Origin of the sequence: Maribacter sp. 4G9 (assembly GCF_002742265.1) — a bacterium.
In the GTDB taxonomy this organism is placed as follows: Bacteria; Bacteroidota; Bacteroidia; order Flavobacteriales; family Flavobacteriaceae; genus Maribacter.
Genome location: NZ_MDGL01000061.1, coordinates 10,037 through 31,551, shown reverse-complemented (window position 1 = coordinate 31,551; position 21,515 = coordinate 10,037). Strand labels below are relative to the sequence as shown.

General features: G+C 42.1%; 27 protein-coding genes. All 27 read left to right on the top strand.

The features are described 5' to 3' along the window. The first annotated feature begins 4 nt into the window (after positions 1-4). The 27 genes from hutH to BFP75_RS08320 all read left to right on the top strand — a co-directional run bounded on the left by hutH (position 5) and on the right by BFP75_RS08320 (position 21,471). Complete coding sequence (gene hutH / locus BFP75_RS08450; RefSeq protein WP_099544802.1) at positions 5-1,540, top strand: histidine ammonia-lyase; 1,536 nt, start codon at positions 5-7, stop codon at positions 1,538-1,540. Next, positions 1,537-2,658: a WG repeat-containing protein gene (locus BFP75_RS08445; protein WP_099544801.1), complete on the top strand. Its 1,122-nt coding sequence runs from the start codon at positions 1,537-1,539 to the stop codon at positions 2,656-2,658. The genes hutH and BFP75_RS08445 overlap by 4 nt, the downstream gene beginning before the upstream one ends. A 28-nt stretch (positions 2,659-2,686) precedes the next feature. After that, a complete protein-coding gene (gene fabG / locus BFP75_RS08440; protein WP_099544866.1) occupies positions 2,687-3,418 on the top strand; it encodes a 3-oxoacyl-ACP reductase FabG in 732 nt (243 codons plus the stop codon). A gap of 19 nt (positions 3,419-3,437) precedes the next feature. Then, entirely contained in the window at positions 3,438-4,658 is a 1,221-nt protein-coding gene (locus BFP75_RS08435; protein ID WP_099544800.1) for a beta-ketoacyl-[acyl-carrier-protein] synthase family protein, read from the top strand. A gap of 11 nt (positions 4,659-4,669) precedes the next feature. Beyond that, the gene (locus BFP75_RS08430; RefSeq protein WP_099544865.1) at positions 4,670-4,912 is read left to right on the top strand and encodes an acyl carrier protein; all 243 of its coding nucleotides are present in this window, start codon (positions 4,670-4,672) and stop codon (positions 4,910-4,912) included. A 24-nt stretch (positions 4,913-4,936) separates the two neighbouring features. Beyond that, complete coding sequence (locus tag BFP75_RS08425; protein WP_099544799.1) at positions 4,937-5,824, top strand: lipid A biosynthesis acyltransferase; 888 nt, start codon at positions 4,937-4,939, stop codon at positions 5,822-5,824. Beyond that, entirely contained in the window at positions 5,821-6,747 is a 927-nt protein-coding gene (locus BFP75_RS08420; RefSeq protein ID WP_099544798.1) for a flavodoxin family protein, read from the top strand. Before BFP75_RS08425 ends, BFP75_RS08420 begins: the two co-directional genes overlap by 4 nt. Continuing rightward, positions 6,747-7,880 carry a beta-ketoacyl-ACP synthase III gene (locus BFP75_RS08415; protein ID WP_099544797.1) on the top strand — a complete coding sequence of 378 codons (1,134 nt, stop codon included), beginning with the start codon at positions 6,747-6,749 and terminating at the stop codon, positions 7,878-7,880. Before BFP75_RS08420 ends, BFP75_RS08415 begins: the two co-directional genes overlap by 1 nt. Continuing rightward, positions 7,881-8,315, top strand: coding sequence for a hypothetical protein (locus BFP75_RS08410; RefSeq protein WP_099544796.1), 435 nt, complete (start codon positions 7,881-7,883; stop codon positions 8,313-8,315). Between the two features lie 5 nt (positions 8,316-8,320). Next, positions 8,321-8,776, top strand: coding sequence for an ABC transporter permease (locus tag BFP75_RS08405; RefSeq protein ID WP_099544795.1), 456 nt, complete (start codon positions 8,321-8,323; stop codon positions 8,774-8,776). Positions 8,777-8,778: 2 nt separating this feature from the next. Beyond that, on the top strand, positions 8,779-9,180 hold the full coding sequence (locus BFP75_RS08400; RefSeq protein WP_099544794.1) for a hypothetical protein: 402 nt from the start codon (positions 8,779-8,781) through the stop codon (positions 9,178-9,180). After that, positions 9,173-10,180, top strand: coding sequence for a BtrH N-terminal domain-containing protein (locus BFP75_RS08395; protein ID WP_099544793.1), 1,008 nt, complete (start codon positions 9,173-9,175; stop codon positions 10,178-10,180). Before BFP75_RS08400 ends, BFP75_RS08395 begins: the two co-directional genes overlap by 8 nt. 10 nt (positions 10,181-10,190) lie before the next feature. Beyond that, entirely contained in the window at positions 10,191-10,934 is a 744-nt protein-coding gene (locus tag BFP75_RS08390) for an ABC transporter ATP-binding protein (RefSeq protein WP_099544792.1), read from the top strand. Next, the gene (locus BFP75_RS08385; protein WP_099544791.1) at positions 10,927-12,192 is read left to right on the top strand and encodes an ABC transporter permease; all 1,266 of its coding nucleotides are present in this window, start codon (positions 10,927-10,929) and stop codon (positions 12,190-12,192) included. The genes BFP75_RS08390 and BFP75_RS08385 overlap by 8 nt, the downstream gene beginning before the upstream one ends. Continuing rightward, positions 12,182-12,619, top strand: coding sequence for an acyl-CoA thioesterase (locus BFP75_RS08380; RefSeq protein WP_099544790.1), 438 nt, complete (start codon positions 12,182-12,184; stop codon positions 12,617-12,619). The genes BFP75_RS08385 and BFP75_RS08380 overlap by 11 nt, the downstream gene beginning before the upstream one ends. Beyond that, positions 12,612-13,754, top strand: coding sequence for a beta-ketoacyl synthase N-terminal-like domain-containing protein (locus BFP75_RS08375; protein ID WP_099544789.1), 1,143 nt, complete (start codon positions 12,612-12,614; stop codon positions 13,752-13,754). The genes BFP75_RS08380 and BFP75_RS08375 overlap by 8 nt, the downstream gene beginning before the upstream one ends. A gap of 59 nt (positions 13,755-13,813) precedes the next feature. Further along, positions 13,814-14,875: a methyltransferase gene (locus BFP75_RS08370; protein WP_099544788.1), complete on the top strand. Its 1,062-nt coding sequence runs from the start codon at positions 13,814-13,816 to the stop codon at positions 14,873-14,875. Between the two features lie 4 nt (positions 14,876-14,879). Then, positions 14,880-15,494: a 3-oxoacyl-ACP synthase gene (locus BFP75_RS08365; RefSeq protein ID WP_099544787.1), complete on the top strand. Its 615-nt coding sequence runs from the start codon at positions 14,880-14,882 to the stop codon at positions 15,492-15,494. Further along, positions 15,484-15,741 carry a phosphopantetheine-binding protein gene (locus BFP75_RS08360; RefSeq protein ID WP_099544786.1) on the top strand — a complete coding sequence of 86 codons (258 nt, stop codon included), beginning with the start codon at positions 15,484-15,486 and terminating at the stop codon, positions 15,739-15,741. Before BFP75_RS08365 ends, BFP75_RS08360 begins: the two co-directional genes overlap by 11 nt. Before the next feature lie 62 nt (positions 15,742-15,803). Beyond that, on the top strand, positions 15,804-17,003 hold the full coding sequence (locus BFP75_RS08355; protein ID WP_099544785.1) for a beta-ketoacyl-[acyl-carrier-protein] synthase family protein: 1,200 nt from the start codon (positions 15,804-15,806) through the stop codon (positions 17,001-17,003). After that, entirely contained in the window at positions 17,000-18,064 is a 1,065-nt protein-coding gene (locus BFP75_RS08350; RefSeq protein ID WP_099544784.1) for a beta-ketoacyl synthase N-terminal-like domain-containing protein, read from the top strand. Before BFP75_RS08355 ends, BFP75_RS08350 begins: the two co-directional genes overlap by 4 nt. Next, positions 18,058-18,834, top strand: coding sequence for a polysaccharide deacetylase family protein (locus BFP75_RS08345; RefSeq protein ID WP_099544783.1), 777 nt, complete (start codon positions 18,058-18,060; stop codon positions 18,832-18,834). Before BFP75_RS08350 ends, BFP75_RS08345 begins: the two co-directional genes overlap by 7 nt. Next, a complete protein-coding gene (locus BFP75_RS08340) occupies positions 18,827-19,444 on the top strand; it encodes a LolA family protein (RefSeq protein ID WP_099544782.1) in 618 nt (205 codons plus the stop codon). The genes BFP75_RS08345 and BFP75_RS08340 overlap by 8 nt, the downstream gene beginning before the upstream one ends. After that, positions 19,425-20,033, top strand: coding sequence for a hypothetical protein (locus BFP75_RS08335; protein WP_099544781.1), 609 nt, complete (start codon positions 19,425-19,427; stop codon positions 20,031-20,033). Before BFP75_RS08340 ends, BFP75_RS08335 begins: the two co-directional genes overlap by 20 nt. Then, the gene (locus BFP75_RS08330; RefSeq protein ID WP_099544780.1) at positions 20,030-20,620 is read left to right on the top strand and encodes a porin family protein; all 591 of its coding nucleotides are present in this window, start codon (positions 20,030-20,032) and stop codon (positions 20,618-20,620) included. Before BFP75_RS08335 ends, BFP75_RS08330 begins: the two co-directional genes overlap by 4 nt. After that, complete coding sequence (locus BFP75_RS08325) at positions 20,621-20,992, top strand: 3-hydroxyacyl-ACP dehydratase (RefSeq protein ID WP_099544779.1); 372 nt, start codon at positions 20,621-20,623, stop codon at positions 20,990-20,992. It abuts the gene before it with no gap. Beyond that, positions 20,989-21,471, top strand: coding sequence for a hypothetical protein (locus BFP75_RS08320; RefSeq protein WP_099544778.1), 483 nt, complete (start codon positions 20,989-20,991; stop codon positions 21,469-21,471). Before BFP75_RS08325 ends, BFP75_RS08320 begins: the two co-directional genes overlap by 4 nt. Positions 21,472-21,515 lie beyond the last annotated feature (44 nt).

The following is a 21,515-nucleotide window of genomic DNA, read 5'->3' as shown; positions in this document are numbered from 1 at the left end:
ATACATGCCAGAAATTAAAGGAAGTCTAGGAATACAGGATTTTTACGATGTAATTTTTAATCAAAAGTCCATTACTCTTTCAAAAGTACTATTAGACACCGTAGAGGAAAGTCATAATTTCTTAAAGGAATTCTCCAAAAATAAGATTATTTACGGAGTGAATACAGGCTTCGGCCCCATGGCCCAATATAAAATAAAGGATTCCCAAACACTTCAATTGCAGTATAATCTTATTCGAAGTCATGCCTCTGGTACAGGGAATCCCATTGAACCAAAATATGTTAGGTCGGCCATGTTGGCCCGCCTGAATACCCTAAGTTTAGGGAATTCTGGAGTTCATGTCTCCGTCATAGAAGTAATGGCACAATTGCTGAACAGGAACATCGTTCCCTTAATTTACGAACATGGTGGTGTTGGCGCCAGTGGCGATCTAGTGCAATTGGCCCATTTGGCGTTGGTCTTGATCGGTGAAGGCGAAGTATTTTACAAAGGGGAAAGAAGGCCAACTAAGGAGGTATTTGAAATTGAAGGCATCAGCCCTATAAAAATAGCCTTAAGGGAAGGACTCGGCCTTATGAACGGAACTTCGGTAATGACCGGTATAGGTATCGTGAACACTATCTATACGAGAAGATTATTGGAATGGGGCATTGCCTGTTCATCGGCCATCAATGAAATTATGCAGGCGTATGACGACCATCTTTCGGAAGCGCTCAATCTAACCAAAAAACATAAAGGCCAAAGGGAAATAGCCCGGGCCATGCGCAGTCATTTAATAGACAGTTCCCTCACAAGAAAGAGAGAACATCATCTCTATACTTCCACTGACGAGGTATCCGTTTTTGAGGAAAAGGTCCAGGAATATTATTCCATTCGATGCGTTCCGCAGATTTTGGGACCCGTTTGGGACACGCTCAACGAGGTAGAGCGAATCTTAATGGAAGAGGTAAATTCCGCCAATGACAATCCCATTGTGGACGTGGAAAAAAAACATGTATATCACGGCGGTAATTTCCACGGCGATTACGTTTCCCTGGAAATGGACAAGTTGAAAATTGTGGTTACCAAGTTGAGTATGTTGGCAGAAAGGCAGCTTAACTATTTATTAAATTCTAAATTGAACAATATCTTGCCTCCTTTCGTTAATTTAGGTACATTAGGTTTGAATTTTGGCATGCAGGGTGTTCAGTTCACCGCGACTTCCACTACTGCGGAAAATCAAATGTTGTCCAACCCTATGTATGTTCATAGTATCCCTAACAATAACGACAATCAAGATATTGTAAGCATGGGTACCAATGCAGCCCTGATCACCAAAAAAGTAATAGAGAATACCTATGAGGTAATTGCCATAGAAATGATAACCATTGTTCAAGCGATCGAATACCTTGAAATGGCCAACAAGGTTTCTTCCAAAACCAAAAAAATGTACGATGCGGTTCGTAGCATAGTTCCCCCATTCAAAGAGGATGAGATTATGTATCCTTATGTAAATCAAGTAAAGAACTATATTATTAACCATCAAAATATAAAATCATGAAACGAATTTTAACTTTAGCAATCCTTTTTTCCGTCATCTTTTCCTTTGGACAAGAACTGGCGCTGGTTCGTGAAAACGACCTTTTCGGTTATATTGACACATCGGGCAAATATGTGATCCAGCCCCAATTTGAAGGAGCCAAAAGCTTCTCGGAAGGATATGCGGCCGCTGAAAAGGACAAAATGTGGGGGTATATCAACACGAAAGGGGATTGGGCCATTGAACCAATGTATGATAAAGTAAAATACTTTAATTCTGGATATGCCTTAGTTTTAAAGGAAGACCGATGGAGATACATCGACCCTAGTGGCAAGGAATTGGAGGTTCCCAATACAGAGAAATTTTATGACTTTGAGGAGGGCGTGGCTTTTATCCGTCAAGGAGATAAAATAGGGCTGATAGGTACCAATGGGAAAATGCTTTTGGAACCCTCCTATGATGAAATTAAATCCTTTAGGGACGGATACGCCAAGGTTCGTAATGGGGAATTATGGGGTATGATTGACAACAAGGGGAAAGTTGTTATTCCCCTTGAATACGAAGAAATTGGAAACACCTGGAACAAAGCCGGGGTTTACGGTAAAAAAGGAGCTGATTTTGGCATCATTCATAATGGATCCTTCAACGTCATCGAAGGTGCAGACAAGGTTTGGAACTTCCATGGAAACTCTAGCCTAACCTATGCCAGAAAGGATAAAATGACCGGTTTTGTAAACTCTAAAGGCGAATGGGTCATTCAACCTATCTATAAAAAAGCAAGGGCATTTTCCAATGGGCTGGCACCGGTAGCAGAAAATAAAGATTGGGGGTTTATAAACGAACAAGGAAAAACGGTCATTGATTTCCAATACAAGGATGCGGAAATTTTTTCAGAAAATGGGCTGGCCCCCGTTAAGGATAAGGATTGGGGATTTATCGACACCAAGGGAAACCTAATTATCCCTATGGAATATGACATAACCGCCGGACTTGCCTTTTTGGCCGGAAACAACGACAAGGGTTTTTTGGGCGATTTCGCCCGAATAAAATCAAAAGATGGTTGGGGATTTTTTAATACCAAAGGCGAACTACTTGGCAACAAATGGTACCAAAATGCGGAGCCATTCGTAAAAAATTAATATCCGATTTTTAATGGGAGAGGAAAAAATCAAATACGCCTTGGTCACGGGTGGATCTAGAGGAATTGGAAGGGCTGTTTGTTTGCAACTTGCCAAGGATTTGGAATATCAGCTTTTGATCAATTACAACAGTAACAGGAAAGCTGCGGAGGAAACACTGAGGATGGTCCAGGAAGTGGGTGGTTCAGGACAAATCCTACAATTCAATGTAACCGACTCCCAAGAAGTAAAAAATACACTGGACGATTGGCATGACAAAAATAAAAACGCCGTTATCGAGGTATTGGTGAATAATGCAGGTATTAAAAAGGACGGACTGTTCATGTGGATGTCCATGGAGGACTGGTCCTCCGTTATCAATACAAGCCTCAACGGATTTTATAATGTCACCAATGCCCTCATTCAAAAATTGTTGACAAATAGATACGGCAGGATAATAAATATAGTTTCCGTATCCGGACTCAAGGGAACCCCAGGACAAACGAATTATTCAGCGGCCAAAAGTGCCGTAATTGGTGCCACCAAGGCATTGGCCCAGGAAGTAGCCAAGAGAAAGATAACTGTAAATGCGGTTGCCCCCGGATTTATAGAAACAGATATGACGGAGGATTTGGATGAATTGGAACTAAAAAAGATGATACCCGTAAACAGATTTGGGAAACCCGAAGAAGTGGCCCATGTCGTTTCATTTTTAGCTTCGGACAAAACATCCTATATTACGGGCGAAGTAATTAATATAAACGGAGGTATTTATTCCTGATGAATTGAAAACGTAGAGGCTGATGAAGAGAGTCGTGATCACGGGCATGGGCATTTATTCCTGTATTGGGAAGAGTCTGGAGGAAGTTAAGCAGTCCCTTTATCATGGAAAATCGGGGATTGGAATCGACCCTATTAGAACTGAATTTGGTTATAGATCTCCGCTTACCGGCATAGTCGAAGATCCGGACCTAAAGAAATTGCTTTCCCGAAGACAGCGGATCAGTATGGGCGAGGAAAGCAGGTATGCCTATGTCGCCACCCTGGAGGCCATGAAAAAGGCCGGGATTACCGAAGACTTTTTTGAACAAAACGAAGTTGGGATCATTTATGGAAATGACAGCACTGCATTGTCCGTTGTTGAATCCGTAGACATTATTAAAGAGAAAAAAGATACCACCCTTGTTGGCTCAGGTGCCATTTTTAAGGCCATGAACTCTACGGTGACCATGAACCTTTCCACAATTTTTAAGCTGAAAGGCATTAATTTGACATTAAGCGCGGCATGTGCGAGCGGCTCACACTCCATAGGCCTGGCCTACCATTTAATAAAAAGCGGACTGCAAGATTGTATCATCGCAGGGGGAGCCCAGGAGACCAATCGCATATCCATGGCCAGTTTTGATGGTCTTGGCGTTTTTGGCATCCGTCCAGATGACCCAACAAAGGCCTCAAGACCCTTTGACCTAGATAGAAATGGATTGATTCCCAGTGGCGGTGGTGCTACCTTGATTTTGGAAAGTTATGATAGTGCCATACAAAGGGGCGCACCAATTCTGGGCGAGGTCATTGGTTATGGCTTTTCATCCAACGGGGACCATATCTCTACACCTAATGTTGAAGGACCCTCAAGGGCGATGCAAAGAGCATTGGAAGACGCAAAAATGGATGCGGGGGACATTGACTATATAAACGCCCACGCAACCTCGACCCCGGTAGGGGACGCCAATGAAGCCAAAGCCCTTTTTGAGGTATTTGGTAAAACCAACCCGCTCATAAGCTCCACAAAATCGATGACCGGACACGAATGTTGGATGGCAGGCGCAAGTGAGGTCATCTACTCTATGTTGATGATGGAACATAACTTTGTGGCACCCAACATAAACCTTGAAAATCCAGACGAGGACTCGGCAAAACTTAACTTGGCCAACAAAACCATAGATAAAAAAATTGATGTATTTTTGTCCAATTCATTTGGATTTGGCGGAACCAACTCCGCACTTATCATTAAAAAATGTTGACCAACAGTATGATGACCAAACAAACCATTATTGAGAAGATCAACGACTTCTTGATAGAAGATTTTGAAGTAGGGGAGGATGAATTGGAACCCAATGCAAACCTTAAGGACACCATTGGCCTTGACAGCTTGGACTTTGTGGATTTGGTTGTTGCAGTGGAAAGCAATTTTGGGGTTAAATTGGTTGGAGAAGACTTTGTAAACGTTTTTACCCTTCAGGATTTCTACAACCTAATTGAAAGAAAACTGCACTAAACCCAAACCTTAGAATCTAGATGAATGGCGACTGAGTGGGAAGGAAAATCTAAAGGTACCGTCCTAGGCTATAAGCTATACATCTTTTTCCTCAATACTTTTGGACTAGGAATCGCCTACTTTATCCTAAGGTTCGTTGTATTCTATTACTTTTTGTTCTCATATAAAAGTTCCAGGTCCATTTTCTATTATTTCAACAGAAGACTCAGATTCACCAAACTGAAAAGCATTGCCGCCATATACAAAAGCTATTATATGCTTGGTAAAGTGCTAACGGATAGGGTGGCCATCTCCACGAACTTTAGGGAACAATATCGTTACACCCATGACGGTATTGAGCATATAGACGATCTGCTCAAACAGAATAAAGGCGGCATATTGATCAGTGGCCACATTGGAAACTTTGAAGTATCCCATTATTTTCTGGAAAACAGATACTCTATCTCCAAAATTTTCATGGTGACCACACATGCGGAACATGAGAATATTAAAGAGTACATGGACGGCATTGTTGCAAAATCCTCCATGGAATTTATTGTGGTACGTGAAGACATGTCGCATATTTTTGAGATTCACAGTGCTCTGGGACAAGGAGGGTTAGTCGTTTTTACGGGAGACCGATACCTCCCGGGAACCAAAACCCTAAAACAGGAATTTTTGGGTACCGAAGCAGAATTTCCATTGGGACCCTATCTATTGGCTACCCGCTTGAAGGTACCGGTGCTATTTGTATATGTTTTAAAAGGTCCTAAAAAGGAATATCATCTGTATGCAAAAAAAGCGATTGCCAAAGCCAGGGACCCTCAATCCTTATTGAAAGAATTTACCCAAAGTATGGAATGGGTCTTGGAAAAATATCCCTATCAATGGTTCAATTATTTTGACTTTTGGAAAGACAGTTTAAAAAAATGAAGGAAGTTTTAATCGTTTACTATTCCCAAACCGGTCAATTGTTGACCATATTGGAAAATATGGCAAAAAATATCCAAGGTGAAAACATTCATATCTCCTATTATGAAATACTTGCAAAACCTGCCTATGACTTCCCTTGGAAAAAAGAGAATTTCTATGATAGCTTTCCGGAATCCTTTTTACAGATACCCAGGGATTTTGAACACCCTTCCAAAACCATCCTGGAGAAAAAATACGATTTGGTACTTCTAGGATACCAGGTTTGGTATCTCACCCCGTCCATTCCCATCAATTCCTTTCTAAAATCGGATGTTGCAAAAACACTCCTGAACGAAACCCCCGTAATTACGGTAGTTGCCTGTAGAAACATGTGGATTATGGCACAGGAGAAAATGAAAAGATTACTCAAGGATACCGGGGCAAAATTGGTAGGTCATATAGCCTTGGTGGATGGACATATTAACCATATAAGCGTGATTACCATCGCACATTGGATGTTTTCCGGGAGGAAGGATCGGTATTTGGGCATCTTTCCCAAACCAGGGGTATCGGAAAAGGACATAAAGGCCGCGGACCGATTTGGAACACCTATAAAACAAGCCCTTCTTTCCAAAAATTACAACGACCTTCAGGATAGGATTATCGCCTTGGGAGGAGTAAAGGTACACCCGTTTCTGATCATGACCGATAAAAGAGGAAACATCCTTTTCTCAAAATGGGCAAACCACATTATCAAGAAGGGAGAACCTGGAAATCCCAAACGCCTCAAATGGATTGGTTTCTTCAAAATTTATTTGTTATTTGCTATTTGGGTCATAGCCCCTATAGTTTTTGTCGTATTTTTGCTGACTTATTTGCCTAGCTATATACAGAGAAAAAAGGATAAGGACTATTATTCTTCTGTTGCGTTAAAAGAGAATTGATGAAGGACGTATTTATAACTAAAATTGCCAAATTTTTACCCAATAAACCTGTTTCCAATGAGGAAATGGAAGATAAATTGGGGGTTATAGACGGTAAAGCATCCAAAGCTCGCCGTATTGTCCTGAGGAACAATCAAATAAAACAACGCTACTACGCCATTGATGATCAAGGCAACACGACCCATAACAACGCACAACTGACCAAAGAGGCCGTGGAAAAATTGTGTGATGGGAGTTTTACTACCAAAGACATACAATTATTGTCCTGCGGTACATCTAGTCCGGATCAGATTTTGCCTTCCCACGCCGCTATGGTCCATGGGTATCTAAAAAATGGCAACATGGAAATCAATTCACCTTCCGGTGCATGTTGTTCGGGGATGAATGCCTTAAAATACGGATATCTTTCCGTTATGACCGGACAAGTGGACAATGCCGTTTGTGCCGGTTCAGAACGTACATCTTCCTGGATGACCAGCGATATTTTCGAAAACGAAGTGACCCATTTGAAGGAATTGGAGGACCATCCCATATTGGCCTTTAACAAGGAATTCCTAAGATGGATGCTATCCGATGGAGCCGGGGCAATGCTATTGGAGAATACACCCAGTGGTGCGAACCCTCTTAAAATTGAGTGGATGGATGGCTATTCCTATGCCTTCGAAATGGATGCATGTATGTACGCGGGAGCTGAAAAAAAAGAGGATGGAAATCTAAAGCCATGGAGTGAATATCCTGCAGAGGACTGGGGTAAGATGTCCCTATTTGCCATGAAACAAGACACCCGTTTATTAGGTGCCAACATCTTGGTCAAAGGGGTCGATAGTTTAAAACAGGCCTACGAAAAACATGGTATTGGACCAGAGGATGTAGACTACTATTTGCCTCACATTTCCTCGTACTACTTTAAGGAAGGTCTATATGCGGAAATGGAAAAACAAGGGATACCCATGCCATGGGAAAAGTGGTTTTTGAACCTTGAGCATGTAGGCAATGTAGGAGCTGCTTCCATTTATGTGATGCTGGAGGAACTGGTTGCCTCCGGAAAGTTGAAAAAAGGGGACAAAATATTATTACATGTACCGGAAAGCGCTCGGTTTTCTTATATGTACGCCTATTTAACGGTCTATTAGATGGAAAGACTACTGCCGCCCATAACTGATTCTGATTTCGTCATCGAACTTATACCTCAAAGAGAGCCATTCGTAATGGTGGACAAGTTGCACCATTTCTCGAAAAACAAAATCGTCTCTGGATTGACCATATACAACACAAACCTTTTCTGTAACAATAATATCTTTCTGGAACCTGGGCTTATTGAAAATATGGCCCAAACCGTGGCCATGCACAAAGGCTATACCTATTACTTAAAAAATGAACCCGCTCCCGTAGGATATATAGGAGCCATTAAAAAAGCAGAAATTTTCGAACTGCCCAAACTAGGTTCGGAATTGATTACCACAGTTACCATTTTGCACGATATCATGGGGGTCACTTTAGTAGAGGCAAAAGTGGAGTGCGGCGATACCTTGATTGCCACCAGTGAGATTAAAACTGCCTTAGCATAAACATCATGGAAAGGGATGGGCAAAAAATAGACATTCGAAAATTCTTGCCCCACAGGCCCCCAATGCTTTTTGTAAGTAATATGCCCTTTGTGGACGATACATCGGTCATTACTGAATTCAAGATACTCCCCCATTGCATTTTTTTGGAAAACGGTTTTTTTACCGAAGCTGGACTTATTGAAAATGCCGCCCAAACCTGTTCCGCCATCGTTGGTCAAAGCTTTTACGATAAAAAGGACATGGAAGGTACCAGTAACGACCTTATAGGCTATATAAGTGCCATAAAAAAGGTGCAGATCTATGAATTGCCCAAAGTTCATGATATACTGGTAACGAAGGCACAACTCATGTCTCGGTATGACCTGAACGGCGTAAGTATCTGCACGATGAGTTCCAGCACTTTTAGAAATGCCGATTTAATTGTAGATTGTACTTTGAACTGTTTGATACAAGAAGTATAAGAATGAAGAAAGAAGATGTACCGCAGGATGAGAGCAACCTTGCATCTGCCAATTTTAGGGAGATGTTGTACGCAGTGGATGATGATGGAAAATACACTACCTCTTTAAGTACCGGTTGGGACCCCAAAAAAATTGCGCTGGACAACGCCATCAAGGAAATAGAGGAGCGTGTCAATCATGCAAAAAATCGGGTTCTGAACAATGAGACGAGTCCCATTGAATATTACATGGAAGTCCATAAAATGGATCTGCCCGTGCTAGCTAGCTATATGGGTCTTTGGCAATGGCGCGTAAAAAGACACTTTAAACCATCGGTATTTAAAAAATTAAACCAGAAGACATTACAGAAATATGCCGATGTCTTCGACATCAGTATTGAACAATTGAAATCCATTGATGACTGAAAATCTTAAAATAGACTTTGCCCACAACCAATCCGCCCACTGTGAAAATGGTGTTGTTTCAAATCTTATGAAACATAATGGTTTCCAAATAAGCGAACCCATGGTGTTTGGAATTGGTTCTGGTCTATTGTTCAGTTACCTGCCCTTCCTAAAGGTAAATTATGCCCCGGTTTTCACCTACCGTTCCATGCCAGGGTTCATATTCAATAAATTCGCGAAACGCACGGGTATAAAAATGAAACGGGAAAAGTTCAAGAATCCCAAAAAAGCCCAGGAACGCCTCGACCAAAATTTGGCTAAAAACAACCCGGTAGGTTTACAAGTGGGCGTGTACAATCTGGTATATTTCCCGGACGAATACCGTTTCCATTTCAATGCCCACAATATGGTGGTGTACGGTAAACAGGGAGACCGTTATTTAATAAGTGACCCTGTCATGGAAGCGGTAACCAGCCTTTCCATTAAGGAACTAGAGAAAGTACGTTTTGCCAAAGGCGCGTTTGCGCCCAAAGGACATATGTACTACCCCATTTCCTTTCCGGAGACACTAGAATTGAAGACCGCTATCGTTAAAGGAATCAAACAAACGGCGAGGGATATGACCGCACCTGTGCCCATAGTGGGTGTAAAGGCGATGCGATGGGTAGCTAAGAATATAAGGAAATGGCCCATGAAGTTAGGGCCAAAAAAAGCGAACCACTACTTGGGTCAAATTGTTCGTATGCAAGAAGAAATAGGCACGGGCGGCGGCGGTTTCAGGTACATTTATGCGGCCTTTTTACAAGAGGCAAGTACCCTTTTGGGCAATCCAAAGCTTATGGAACTTTCCAAAGAAATGACCTCAATTGGCGATGCTTGGCGCGACTTTGCCGTGGATGCGTCACGCATATACAAAAACCGAAATTCAAAGAGTAGCGGTTACGAAGATGTAGCCATACAATTGGAAGTGCTGGCCGATCGTGAAGAGCACTTTTTTAAAACCCTTAAAAAGGCGGTTTAAGAATAGTTTTATGATTCAAATCGACCAACTTTCCAAAAAGTATAAGGATGCGGATCAATATTCCCTCTCCGGTTTGGAACTCAACATTGACCAGGGCGAAATTTTTGGATTGCTGGGTCCTAACGGAGCTGGCAAAACCACCCTTATCTCCATTCTAAGCGGATTGATAAAACCTACCACAGGTTCCTTCAAAATTGATGGCCTTGATTACGCATCGCACAGTAAGGAATTGAAACAGCTGATTGGTATCGTACCCCAGGAATATGCCCTGTATCCTAGCCTAACAGCCTTTGAAAACCTCTATTATTTTGGCAGTATGTTTGGGTTACAGGGGCCTTCCTTCAAAACATCCATTAAAGAGCATTTAAGAATATTGGGGCTCGAAAAATTCGCCCATAAAAAGATAAAGGCCTTCTCTGGAGGTATGAAACGACGGGTAAATCTAATTGCCAGTATTCTTCACCAACCGAAAGTACTTTTTTTGGACGAACCTACGGTTGGGGTGGATGTGCAATCCAAAAAGGTCATAATCGATTATTTAAAGGAATTGAACGCCCATGGAACCACCATTGTGTACACCTCACATCACTTGAACGAGGCAGAAACACTTTGTACCCGAGTGGGAATTATAGACCATGGGAGGCTCATTTGCTTGGGCACTCCCAAGGAGTTGATCCAAAACGAACAAGGTGCGGAACATTTGGAGGAGGTCTTTCTGGCTCAAACGGGAAAAGCTTTGCGGGATTATGCATAAACTTTGGGTATCGGCAAAAAAAGAGTTTTGGTTGCTTTCTCGGGATCTGGGAGGCTTGGCCGTCCTATTCCTCATGCCGCTGCTTTTGGTCATTACGATAACGCTCATACAGGACAATACGTTCAAGACCATACAGGAGAACAAAATACCCATCCTCCTGGTCGATTTGGACAAAGGTGCTGTTTCCGATCAAGTTGGCAACAATCTAAGGGAATCCAGTCTTTTTGAGATCATTAGTGAAGAGAACGAGGAGCGCGCCCAAGATTTGGTGCAAAAAGGCGAGTATCAACTTGCCATTATCCTACCCAACAACCTTACCAGGGACCTGCATTTGAAGATTGATCAAAATGTATCGGGGATATTGGCCAAATTTGGCGTAGAGCCGGAACAGGAAGGCGAACCGGTTGCCATAGAAAAGAAGGAAATAAGGCTATACTTTGATCCAGCTACCCAACAATCCTTCAAAAGTTCTGTACGGAACAACATAGACAAAATGATTTCCCAGATTGAAAGTAAGTCTATCTATAGTGCGTTTCAAGAGGAATTGGGAGAAGATGGGAACCGTCCCATTTTTGATACGGAAAGTTTTATCTCCTTCACTGAAATTGTTCCAAACGCCAACAAAAGGGCAGGTATCCCCAACTCCACCCAACACAATATTCCAGCTTGGACCTTGTTCGCCATTTTCTTTATCATTTTGCCCTTATCCATAAACATGGTGCATGAGAAAAATCAGGGAACGTTCATAAGACTTAGGACGCAGCCCATTCCCTACGCGACGGTTTTGGGAGGGAAAGCCTTTGTTTTTCTAGTCGTTTCCCTCATCCAATTTATTTTGATGCTCCTGTTGGGAGTGTACCTTTTTCCTTTGATGGGTCTTCCTAAATTGGAAGTGGCCGGTAGGATTCCGCTCTTGATGGTAGTTGCGTTTTTTGCAGGACTGGCGGCCATAGGCCTTGGGCTTCTGTTAGGCACCATAGCCAAGTCACAGGAACAGTCTGCCCCTTTTGGAGCAACCTTTGTAGTCATCCTTGCGGCCATAGGAGGGGTTTGGGTACCCGTATTTGCCATGCCCCATTTTATGCAGGTTCTTTCAAAGCTATCTCCTATGAATTGGGGATTAAATGCCTTTTATGATGTATTTTTGAGAAATGTTGGAATGGGAGAAATTCTTCCGGAAATTTCCGCTCTATTCCTGTTCTTTATAGCCACAACCGCCTTAGCCATTTTATATAACAAAAGAAAAAATGCCCTCTAACAATACCAAGGAAATCAGTTTTACAAGCAAGGTCCGTGTCCGTTTTACAGAAACAGACCCATTGGGTATCGTATGGCACGGCAACTACATCCAATATTTTGAGGATGGCCGTGAGGCCTTTGGAAGACATCACGGGATTTCCTATCTAGATCAAAAGAAACATAATTTTTCCTCCCCTATCGTAAAATCTACCTGTGAACACAAGCTCCCGCTGCGCTACGGCGATGTTGCGGAGATAAAGACAACCTATGTAGATACAGCGGCAGCAAAAATGATATTCAGGTATGAAATTATGAACCCCGAAGGTAAAGTGGTATGTACGGGGGAAACCGTACAGGTCTTCGTGGAACTGCAGGGGGAACTCTCCTTGGTCATCCCCGAATTTTTTAGGGAGTGGAAGAAAAAAGTCGGTTTATTGGATGGATAATGTTTACCTATCACATAATAATATCCTTTCGTCATTAGGTTTTGATAGTTTCACGGTTATCGATAGTATCGAAAAAGGAAATTGTGGGTTATCGGTATATAACGACAACAAGGTCCTTCATGTGCCCTTTTGTTCCTCAAGGATAGATCCAAGGGAACTTCAAAATCGGTACGAAATCCTAGGTCCAAAAACGGAACACACCCGTTTGGAAAAAATGATGTTGGTTTCCCTTTATGACACCATATCAAAATCCAACGTAACTCTGGACGAAAGAACTGGACTCCTTATTTCCACCACTAAGGGAAACATCGATGTGCTGGAGGAAGAAAGTTCCTTTCCAGAATACAGGGCCTATCTTTCTGAGTTGGGCGACCAAATACAAGATTTTTTTGGCTTTCATGACAAGGCAATCATCGTTTCCAATGCCTGTGTTTCAGGTATTTTGACGATTGCCGTTGCCAAAAGATTGATCCGGCAAGGTAGGTATGACCGTATTTTTGTGGTGGCCGGGGATTTGGTAACCCAATTCATCCTTTCTGGGTTCAATGCGTTTCAAGCGTTAAGTTTGGAATCTTGTAGACCCTATTGTAATTCTAGGACCGGTATCAACATTGGTGAAGTGGCGGCCAGTGTTTTAGTGACCAAAAACCCTAGCGAATTGGCCCCGGAATCCGTCCAAATAATGGGGGAAGCCTCCTGTAACGATGCCAACCACATCTCGGGTCCTTCCCGTACCGGTGAGGGCCTTTACAGATGCATTGAAAATGCCGTATTACAATCGGGCATGGAAAAAAATGACATCGATTATATTTCCGGGCATGGTACGGCTACGATGTTCAATGACGAAATGGAATCGATCGCCTTTGATAGGGCCGGACTTTCAAGAACACCCGTGAACAGTCTAAAAAGTTATTTTGGACACACCTTGGGCGCATCGGGCCTGTTGGAATCCATCATCGGCATGCATTCATTGCATAGAAACACCTTGTTCGCCTCCCTTGGATTTAAGGAATTAGGCGTCTCTAGACCCATGAACATCATTACCGAGACAACGAAAAAGGATATAAACGTTTTTTTGAAAACAGCATCGGGTTTTGGTGGATCCAATACCGCCGTTATCTTTAAAAAGGTCTAAGCTTTGTTATTTAGGCGTGGGGTATTAAATTCGCCTTTTTCAATCCTTGAATTAAAGAAATGCCAAAAAAATATATTAAGGCCATTGATGCACTACAGGAGGCACAGAAGATATCTTTAGCCCCTTTTGTATTCCAAACCACGGTTTCCTTGAAAAACTTAGGGGTTTTTGACTTTATCTTTCAAAATGTCGCCAAAGGCGGGGTCACCCTTACAGAGATTTGTGAAGAACTCTCCATTAGCGAATATGGCTTGGGCGTACTTTTGGAAATGGCCGAAAGCTCCAACATCGTTTCCATGGACGAAAGGGGAAGGTATGAACTGACCAAAATTGGGTATTTCTTAAATTATAATCCCATGACACAGGTGAACATGAATTTTACCCAAGATGTCTGTTATCAGGGATTATTTCACCTGGAGGATGCCATCCGCGAGGGCAAACCTGCCGGCCTAAAGGAATTGGGCAGTTGGAAAACCATTTACGAGGGACTCTCCCAATTAAAACCGGAGGTTCAAAAGTCATGGTTCGATTTTGATCATTTTTATTCCGATGGTATTTTCGATGAAGCACTAAAAATCGTTTTTAGGCACGAGCCCAAATTATTGTTCGATATTGGGGGGAATACCGGAAAGTTCGCCATCCAGTGTTGTGCCTATAACCAGGATGTAAACGTACATATTTTCGACTTGCCAGGACAATTAAAGGTTGCCTTAAAAAATACAGCAGAAAAAGGTTTTGGTGAGAGGGTCCAAGGAAGCGAAATAGATTGGCTTTCTGAAAACCCAAAAATTCCTGCGGGGGCAGATACCATTTGGATGAGCCAGTTTTTGGACTGTTTTTCCAAGGAAGAGATTCTTAAAATCCTCAAAACGGCAGCGAACGCCATGGATTCCCAAACGGAATTGATCATTATTGAGACCTATACGGACCGACAAAAATTCGAGAACGCCAAATTCACCTTGGAAGCCACGTCCCTCTACTTTACCGCTTTGGCCAACGGAAACAGCAAAATGTACAAGGCTAGGGAACTTATGGAACTGGCGGATGCCGCCGGTTTGGAATTGAAAGATGATATAAGTTTGGGCGAATTCCATACCTTGTTCGTTTGCAAAAAGAAATAGATTTTTGGAGAAACCCTATTACATAGAATCCTTTAGCCACGTAAACAATGGTGGCGTATCCGTCAACGGTACGCCTGCATTCAAAACCTTGGAAACAGATTTTAAATCGGTCATGAAAGCAGCCTATAAAGAGCTGGGGTTGGACTATCCCAAATTCTTTAAAATGGACAACCTGAGCAAACTGGGATTTTTGGCAGCGGAAGTAATATTAAAGGATGAATCTGAAAAAAACATCGCCATAGTTTTCTCTAATAGGGCCGCAAGTTTGGATACGGACCGTGGGTATCAAGATTCCATAAAGGATGCTACCCAATATTATCCCAGCCCTTCCGTATTTGTATATACTCTTGCCAACATCTGTATGGGCGAAATCAGTATCAAACACAAAATTCATTCGGAAAACTGTTTCTTTGTTATGGACGAATTCAGCCCTGAAACCTTGAGCTCCTATGCCTCGCAATTGATGGATGAAAACAAGGCCGAAAAGGTATTATGTGGGTGGGTAGATGTGGATAATGAAAAATATGATGCATTTTTGTATGTTGTAGCGAAGAAAGGTACTTTTGTCCATTCCGATGCTGAAATAAACCGATTATATAAGACGACCCATGAGCAGTGATTTGAAACAAGAATTAAAGGAAAAAATTATAGAGCAGTTGAACCTGGAAGATGTTACAGCAGCTGAAATTGCGGACAACGACCCATTGTTTGGAGACGGTTTGGGCCTTGACTCTATTGACGCCTTGGAGCTTATCGTAATGTTGGACAAGGATTATGGCATTAAACTGGCCGATCCAAAGGAAGGCCGAAAAATCTTCGAGTCCATCGCTACCATGGCCGCTTACATTAGTGCGAACAAAGCATAACTTGACACCCTATCACAGATTTATATACAAGTTGTAATCTGCTATTTGTCTAAATATTTTCAATGAATCAAGGAGTTGCGATTACTGGAATGGGCCTAATTTCCGCTATTGGTAACAATGTTGCGGATAATTTCGCTTCCTTGATTTCCGGTAAAACGGGCATATCCAAAGTCCGCCGTATAAAAACGGTCCATGAACATGAAATCATGGTGGGTGAAGTTCCGTTGACCAATGAAGAATTGGAAAAATTACTGGGCCTCCCTCCAGATTCCCATTCGCGGACACCCCTGCTGGGTATCATGGCAGCAAATGAAGCCTTGTCGCAAGCAGGCATTCATAATATATCGGAGTACAGTACCGGACTTATATCCGGCACCACTGTAGGCGGCATGGACAAATCCGAGCAATATTTCTACGACTTTTATGAAAGTAATGTTCACTGGAACCATATCAACTCTTTGCATGCCGGGGATTCCACCCAAAAAATTGCCGATGCCATAGGTCTTTCAAAAAGCTTTGTAACGACCATTAGCACGGCCTGTTCCTCGGCCGCAAATGCGATAATGTTAGGGGCCAGAATGATAAAAAGTGGTGAACTGGACAGGGTAATCGTGGGCGGGTCGGACAGCCTTTCAAAGTTTACCATAAACGGCTTCAAGACCTTGATGATTTTATCCGACACCTACAACACCCCTTTCGATGAAAACCGAAAAGGATTGAACCTTGGTGAAGCGGCCGCATTTTTGGTGCTGGAATCCGATGCCATCGTTTCCAAGGAAAACAAAAAGGTCTTGGCCTATGTTAAAGGGTATGGGAACGCCAACGATGCCTATCACCAAACAGCATCCTCTGAGAACGGCGACGGGGCCGTTCTAGCCATGGAAAAAGCTTTAAAAGTTGCAGGTATTACTCCAGACGAAGTGGATTATATCAATGCACATGGAACGGCCACACCCAACAACGACCTTTCCGAAGGCCGTGCCATCCTCCGTGTTTTTAAGGACAAAATACCAGAATTCAGTTCCACCAAACCCTTTACCGGTCATACCTTGGCAGTAGCTGCGGGTGTTGAGGCCGTTTATTCAATATTGTCCATCCAGAACAACGTTATTTACCCAAACCTCAACTTTAAAACACCCATGACCGAGTTTAACCTGGTTCCCGAGACCCAATTAATGAACAAGGAGATAAAAACGGTCCTTTCCAACTCCTTTGGTTTTGGCGGGAATTGTTCTACCCTTATTTTTACCAAAGAGGCATGAAGGAAGTTTTCGTAAATAGCATCGGCTCGGTTTCCGTTCAAAAAACCTTTGATACTTCAGGGTTTTTGGATGACTTGGTGGATTACGAAGGCACTTCGGTAAAAGCTGTAGATCCCAATTATAAGGACTTCATTCCACCAGCCGCCGCCCGTAGAATGGCTAAAGGCATTAAAATGAGTGCCGTAAGTTCCCAAAACGCCCTAAAGGAAGCGGGTCTGGAAAATGTGGATGCCATCATCGTAGGAACGGGTCTAGGTTGCTTGGGCGAATCCGAAAAATTTGTACGGGATTTACTGGATAACGACGAACAATACCTTACCCCTACCCGATTCATTCAATCGTCCCATAACACCGTAGCAGGCTCCATTGCCTTGGATATGGGGTGCAAGGGATATAATTTTACCTATGTCCATTCCAACATTTCGTTCGAATCCAGTTTATGGGACGCCAAGCTACAGTTGCAAAATAACGAAGCCGAAAATATTCTGGTGGGCGCCGTGGACGAATTGGTAGAACACCATGTAACCACCCATCAATTCATTGACCATATAAAAAAAGAACCTGTTTCCATGAAGCAGGTACTCCGTTCCGGTACCAAGGGCATCGTGTTTGGGGAAGGGTCCCATTTTTTTGTTATGTCCAACCAAAAACAAGCCTCCACGTATTCAAAACTTATTGGAATGGGTATCTACAATACCTTGGCAAATTCTGAAGTGTCCCATACGATTATGGCCTTTTTGGAGAAAAATGGCTTGTGTAAGGAGGATTTGGACGGAGTGATTCTGGGAAATAATGGCGATGTGGATTACGATACAATTTACCACGATTTGGAAACTTCCATTTTTAAGGATATTCCCCAATATGTTTACAAGCATCTTTCCGGGGAGTACGACACGGCATCCGGTTTCGGTTTTTGGATGGCCAATAAAATTTTAAAAACCGGAAAGGTTCCTGAGTTAATCCGTTGGAACGATATAAAAGTAACCCAACCAAAAAGGCTTTTGTTATATAACCAATATCGAGGTAAAAACCATAGTCTGGTAGTATTGGAAAAATGCTAAAGCGGAAAAATGTAAATACTATTTTTCTGCTGGGCTTGATAGTCCTTCTTGCCATTTCGATTTTTATACCCATTCCCCGGATCCTATTTGCCCTTTTGGCCATCAGTTGGTTCCTACTGACATTATGCGGGTCTTTTTTCATTCGATGGAACTACCACCTGGACTCCTTAAACTCAAACAGGGAAATAGCGGAAAGCCAAGTTGCCATTACCTTTGATGACGGCCCGCACCCGGAACATACGCCCAAAGTCCTATCCCTTCTTAAACGATACAACGCCAAAGGAACCTTTTTCTGCATCGGGAAAAATATTGAGAAACATCCAGAGCTTTTAAAGGAAATCATAAGGCAAGGACACTCTATAGGGAACCATACGTTTTCACATGCAAACACCTTTGGCTTTTTTGGCACATCTAAAGTAATGCAAGAGCTGAATCGAACGAACGAACTTGTGGAAAACCTAACGGGTTTAAAAATGGCCTTGTATCGGCCCGCTTTTGGCGTCACCAACCCCAGCATAGCCCGAGCCGTAAAAAACCTAGAATTTAATTCCATAGGTTGGAACGTTCGTTCCTTGGATACCACTTTTAGGAATGAAAATCAGGTTTTGAAACGGATAACTTCCAAAACGGAAAAAGGTTCCATTATCCTACTTCATGATACCAGTGCAAAATCCGTGGTCGTTTTGGAACGATTATTGGTATTTTTGGAGAACAGAAAGTTGGAATCGGTTACGGTGGACCAATTACTGCAAATAAGGGCTTATGTATAGACTATTGGCAATCTTCCTGTTTTTTTCCGGTATGGCTTTCGCACAGACCAAAATGTCCGTTGAAGAATCAAAATCACTTCAAAAATTGGTAAAACAAAAGTCGGAACAAACCAAAACCATCTCCAGTGACTTTGTTCAGTACAAACACCTGGACTTTTTGTCCAATGATATTGAATCTAGCGGAAAATTAGCTTATAAAAGCCCTGATAATGTCAGTTGGCAATATCAAAAACCATTTTCGTACAAGGTTGTTTTTAAAGATGAAAAACTCCTCATTAACGATAACGGCAATAAGAGCAAGTTGGACCTGGGCTCCAACGAACTCTTCAAACAGCTTAATCATTTGATCAGTGCCAGTATCAACGGGGATATGTTCAGCGCCGATGAATTTGAAATTGCCTACTTTAGGGAAAATGGTGCCCCCCTGGTTCACTTTTTGCCCAAAGACCCCAAATTTTCGGATTTTATAAAGGCATTTCACATCACATTTTCCAAAGAGGGAACCGTAGAAGAAGTAAAAATGATCGAACCCAGTGGCGATTATACCAGAATCGTATTTTCAAATAGGGTAGAAAACAAAGCGATTCCAGATGCGGTTTTTGACCTTTAGCCTTTTCCTACTCCTTTTGGGCTGTGCTTCCTATCCTAAAAAAATAGGATATACAACTACTGAAATCGTTAGTCAAAAAATCGTCAACCCTTATTTTTCTGATAAAAAAAAGGACTATGTCTACAAATCCAATATCACCGTTTTTAAGAATACCTTTGGGGGGATCTTGGTATTAAAGAAGATGGATGATGAAACCCATCGGATTGCCTTTACCACAGAACTAGGAAATACCATCTTTGACTTCTCTATAAGCGAGACTGAATTTAAGGTAAACCGTATCCTAAAAGAACTAGACCGTAAGATTCTTTTGAGTGTATTGGAGCAGGATTTTAGAAGCCTGGTCCAGGAAAAAACATCCCCTTTGGAAACCTTTGAAAAGGGGGAGAACATATTGAACAAAGTCAAAATAGGTTCCAAAATACAATACTACACGTTCAAAAACGATACCCTGACCAATATCACACGCGTAGGAAACCAAAGGGAAAAGGTAGACATCGCATTTTTTGAAATAGGCAACACCATGGCAAGACATATACAAATTTCACATAAAAACTTGAAACTTGCCATATCTTTACGGGCCATCAAATGAACAAGTTAGCCACCATACTCTTTTTTATTGCCTGTGCCGGCATATCGGAATCAAAAGCACAGGTGGCTCCAGGCATCAAATTGGGCTACAATGAAAGTCGAATTAGCAAAACCCGCTTGGAACCTAAATCGGGATTATATATTGGCGGGTTTCTGGACATTCCCATTTCGGCCAGGTATGCCATCCAACCTGAAGTTTTATACTCCTCCCAAGGCGGTGCCTCCGTTAGTCCCGATTTTGGGGATGTTCAAATTGATTACTTGTCCGTAATGGCCGCCAATAAATTTTATGTAGGACCAGCTAAAGGGTTTCATTTTAACCTAGGCCTGGGGTTGGACATAAACCTAAAAAATAACTTTGTGAATTTGTTCAACGGTGATGCAGATGGCGAAATATCCCCTTTTGATGTTGTGGTATTTGGAGGTATGGTATATGAGTTTAATTTTGGACTTATCTTGGAAGCACGTTATAAACAGGGGACCGTTAGTGTCGACTTTTTTGTGGCCGATGACCTTTATGAAGAAGATGGAAGCAACCTGAACGGTGTTTTTCAATTGGGTGCTTCCTATAAATTTAAAAGAAAATAGATGTTGTTAGAAGGATTGTACGAAATTCAGGAATTCGAGTATGCGGAACCTCATGTGAAGGCCACTATAAAACTCAATAAGGAACATGAGATATTCGAAGGGCATTTTCCCGGCCATCCCGTATTGCCCGGTGTTTGTGTAATACAAATCATTAAGGAGCTTACCGAAAAATCCTTGGAGAAAAAACTAGTGTTGTCCGTAGCTTCGAATGTTAAGTTCATGGCCGTTATCAACCCTGAGAAAAACGATATCGTACAATTGGAAATTGAACTTGACCAGAATGAAAACGAAGTCAAGATCAAGAATACCGTACGTTTTGAAGATACCTTGGCATTAAAATTGAACGCCAATTTCAAAATTACAGCCGAATGAAATTGGTACTCGTGGGATTTCTATCCTTTTTTCTTTTTTTCATTCATATTGAGGAAGTCCGCAAGCTATATCCCGAAGCCATAGAAGACACCTCCAAGACCGATAACCTGAACGAGTTGCTGGCCACGATTACCTTGGAGAACAACGCCGTACTATATTGCTATAAAGGAGCCGTTTTTACCCTAAAGGCAAAACACGCAAAAACAGTAAAGGATAAAAAGGAATTTTTTCAGGAGGGAGTCGCCATCATCGAAGCCGCCGTAGCATCCAACCCGGAAAATATTGAACTCCGATTCATTCGATTGAGCGTACAGGAAAATGCGCCCAAAATTGTAAAGTACCGAGATGCTATGGAGGCCGATAAAAATTTTATTCTTCAGCACTTTTCGGAATTGAAGGGTGGCTCCTTAAAAAATATGATCCAGAAATATATCAAGGACTCAAAGGCTTTTTCAGATACGGAAAAGTTGGGCTTCTAGACCTTTTTGATTATGTATCTTTACTGGGATTTCTAGCATCATAA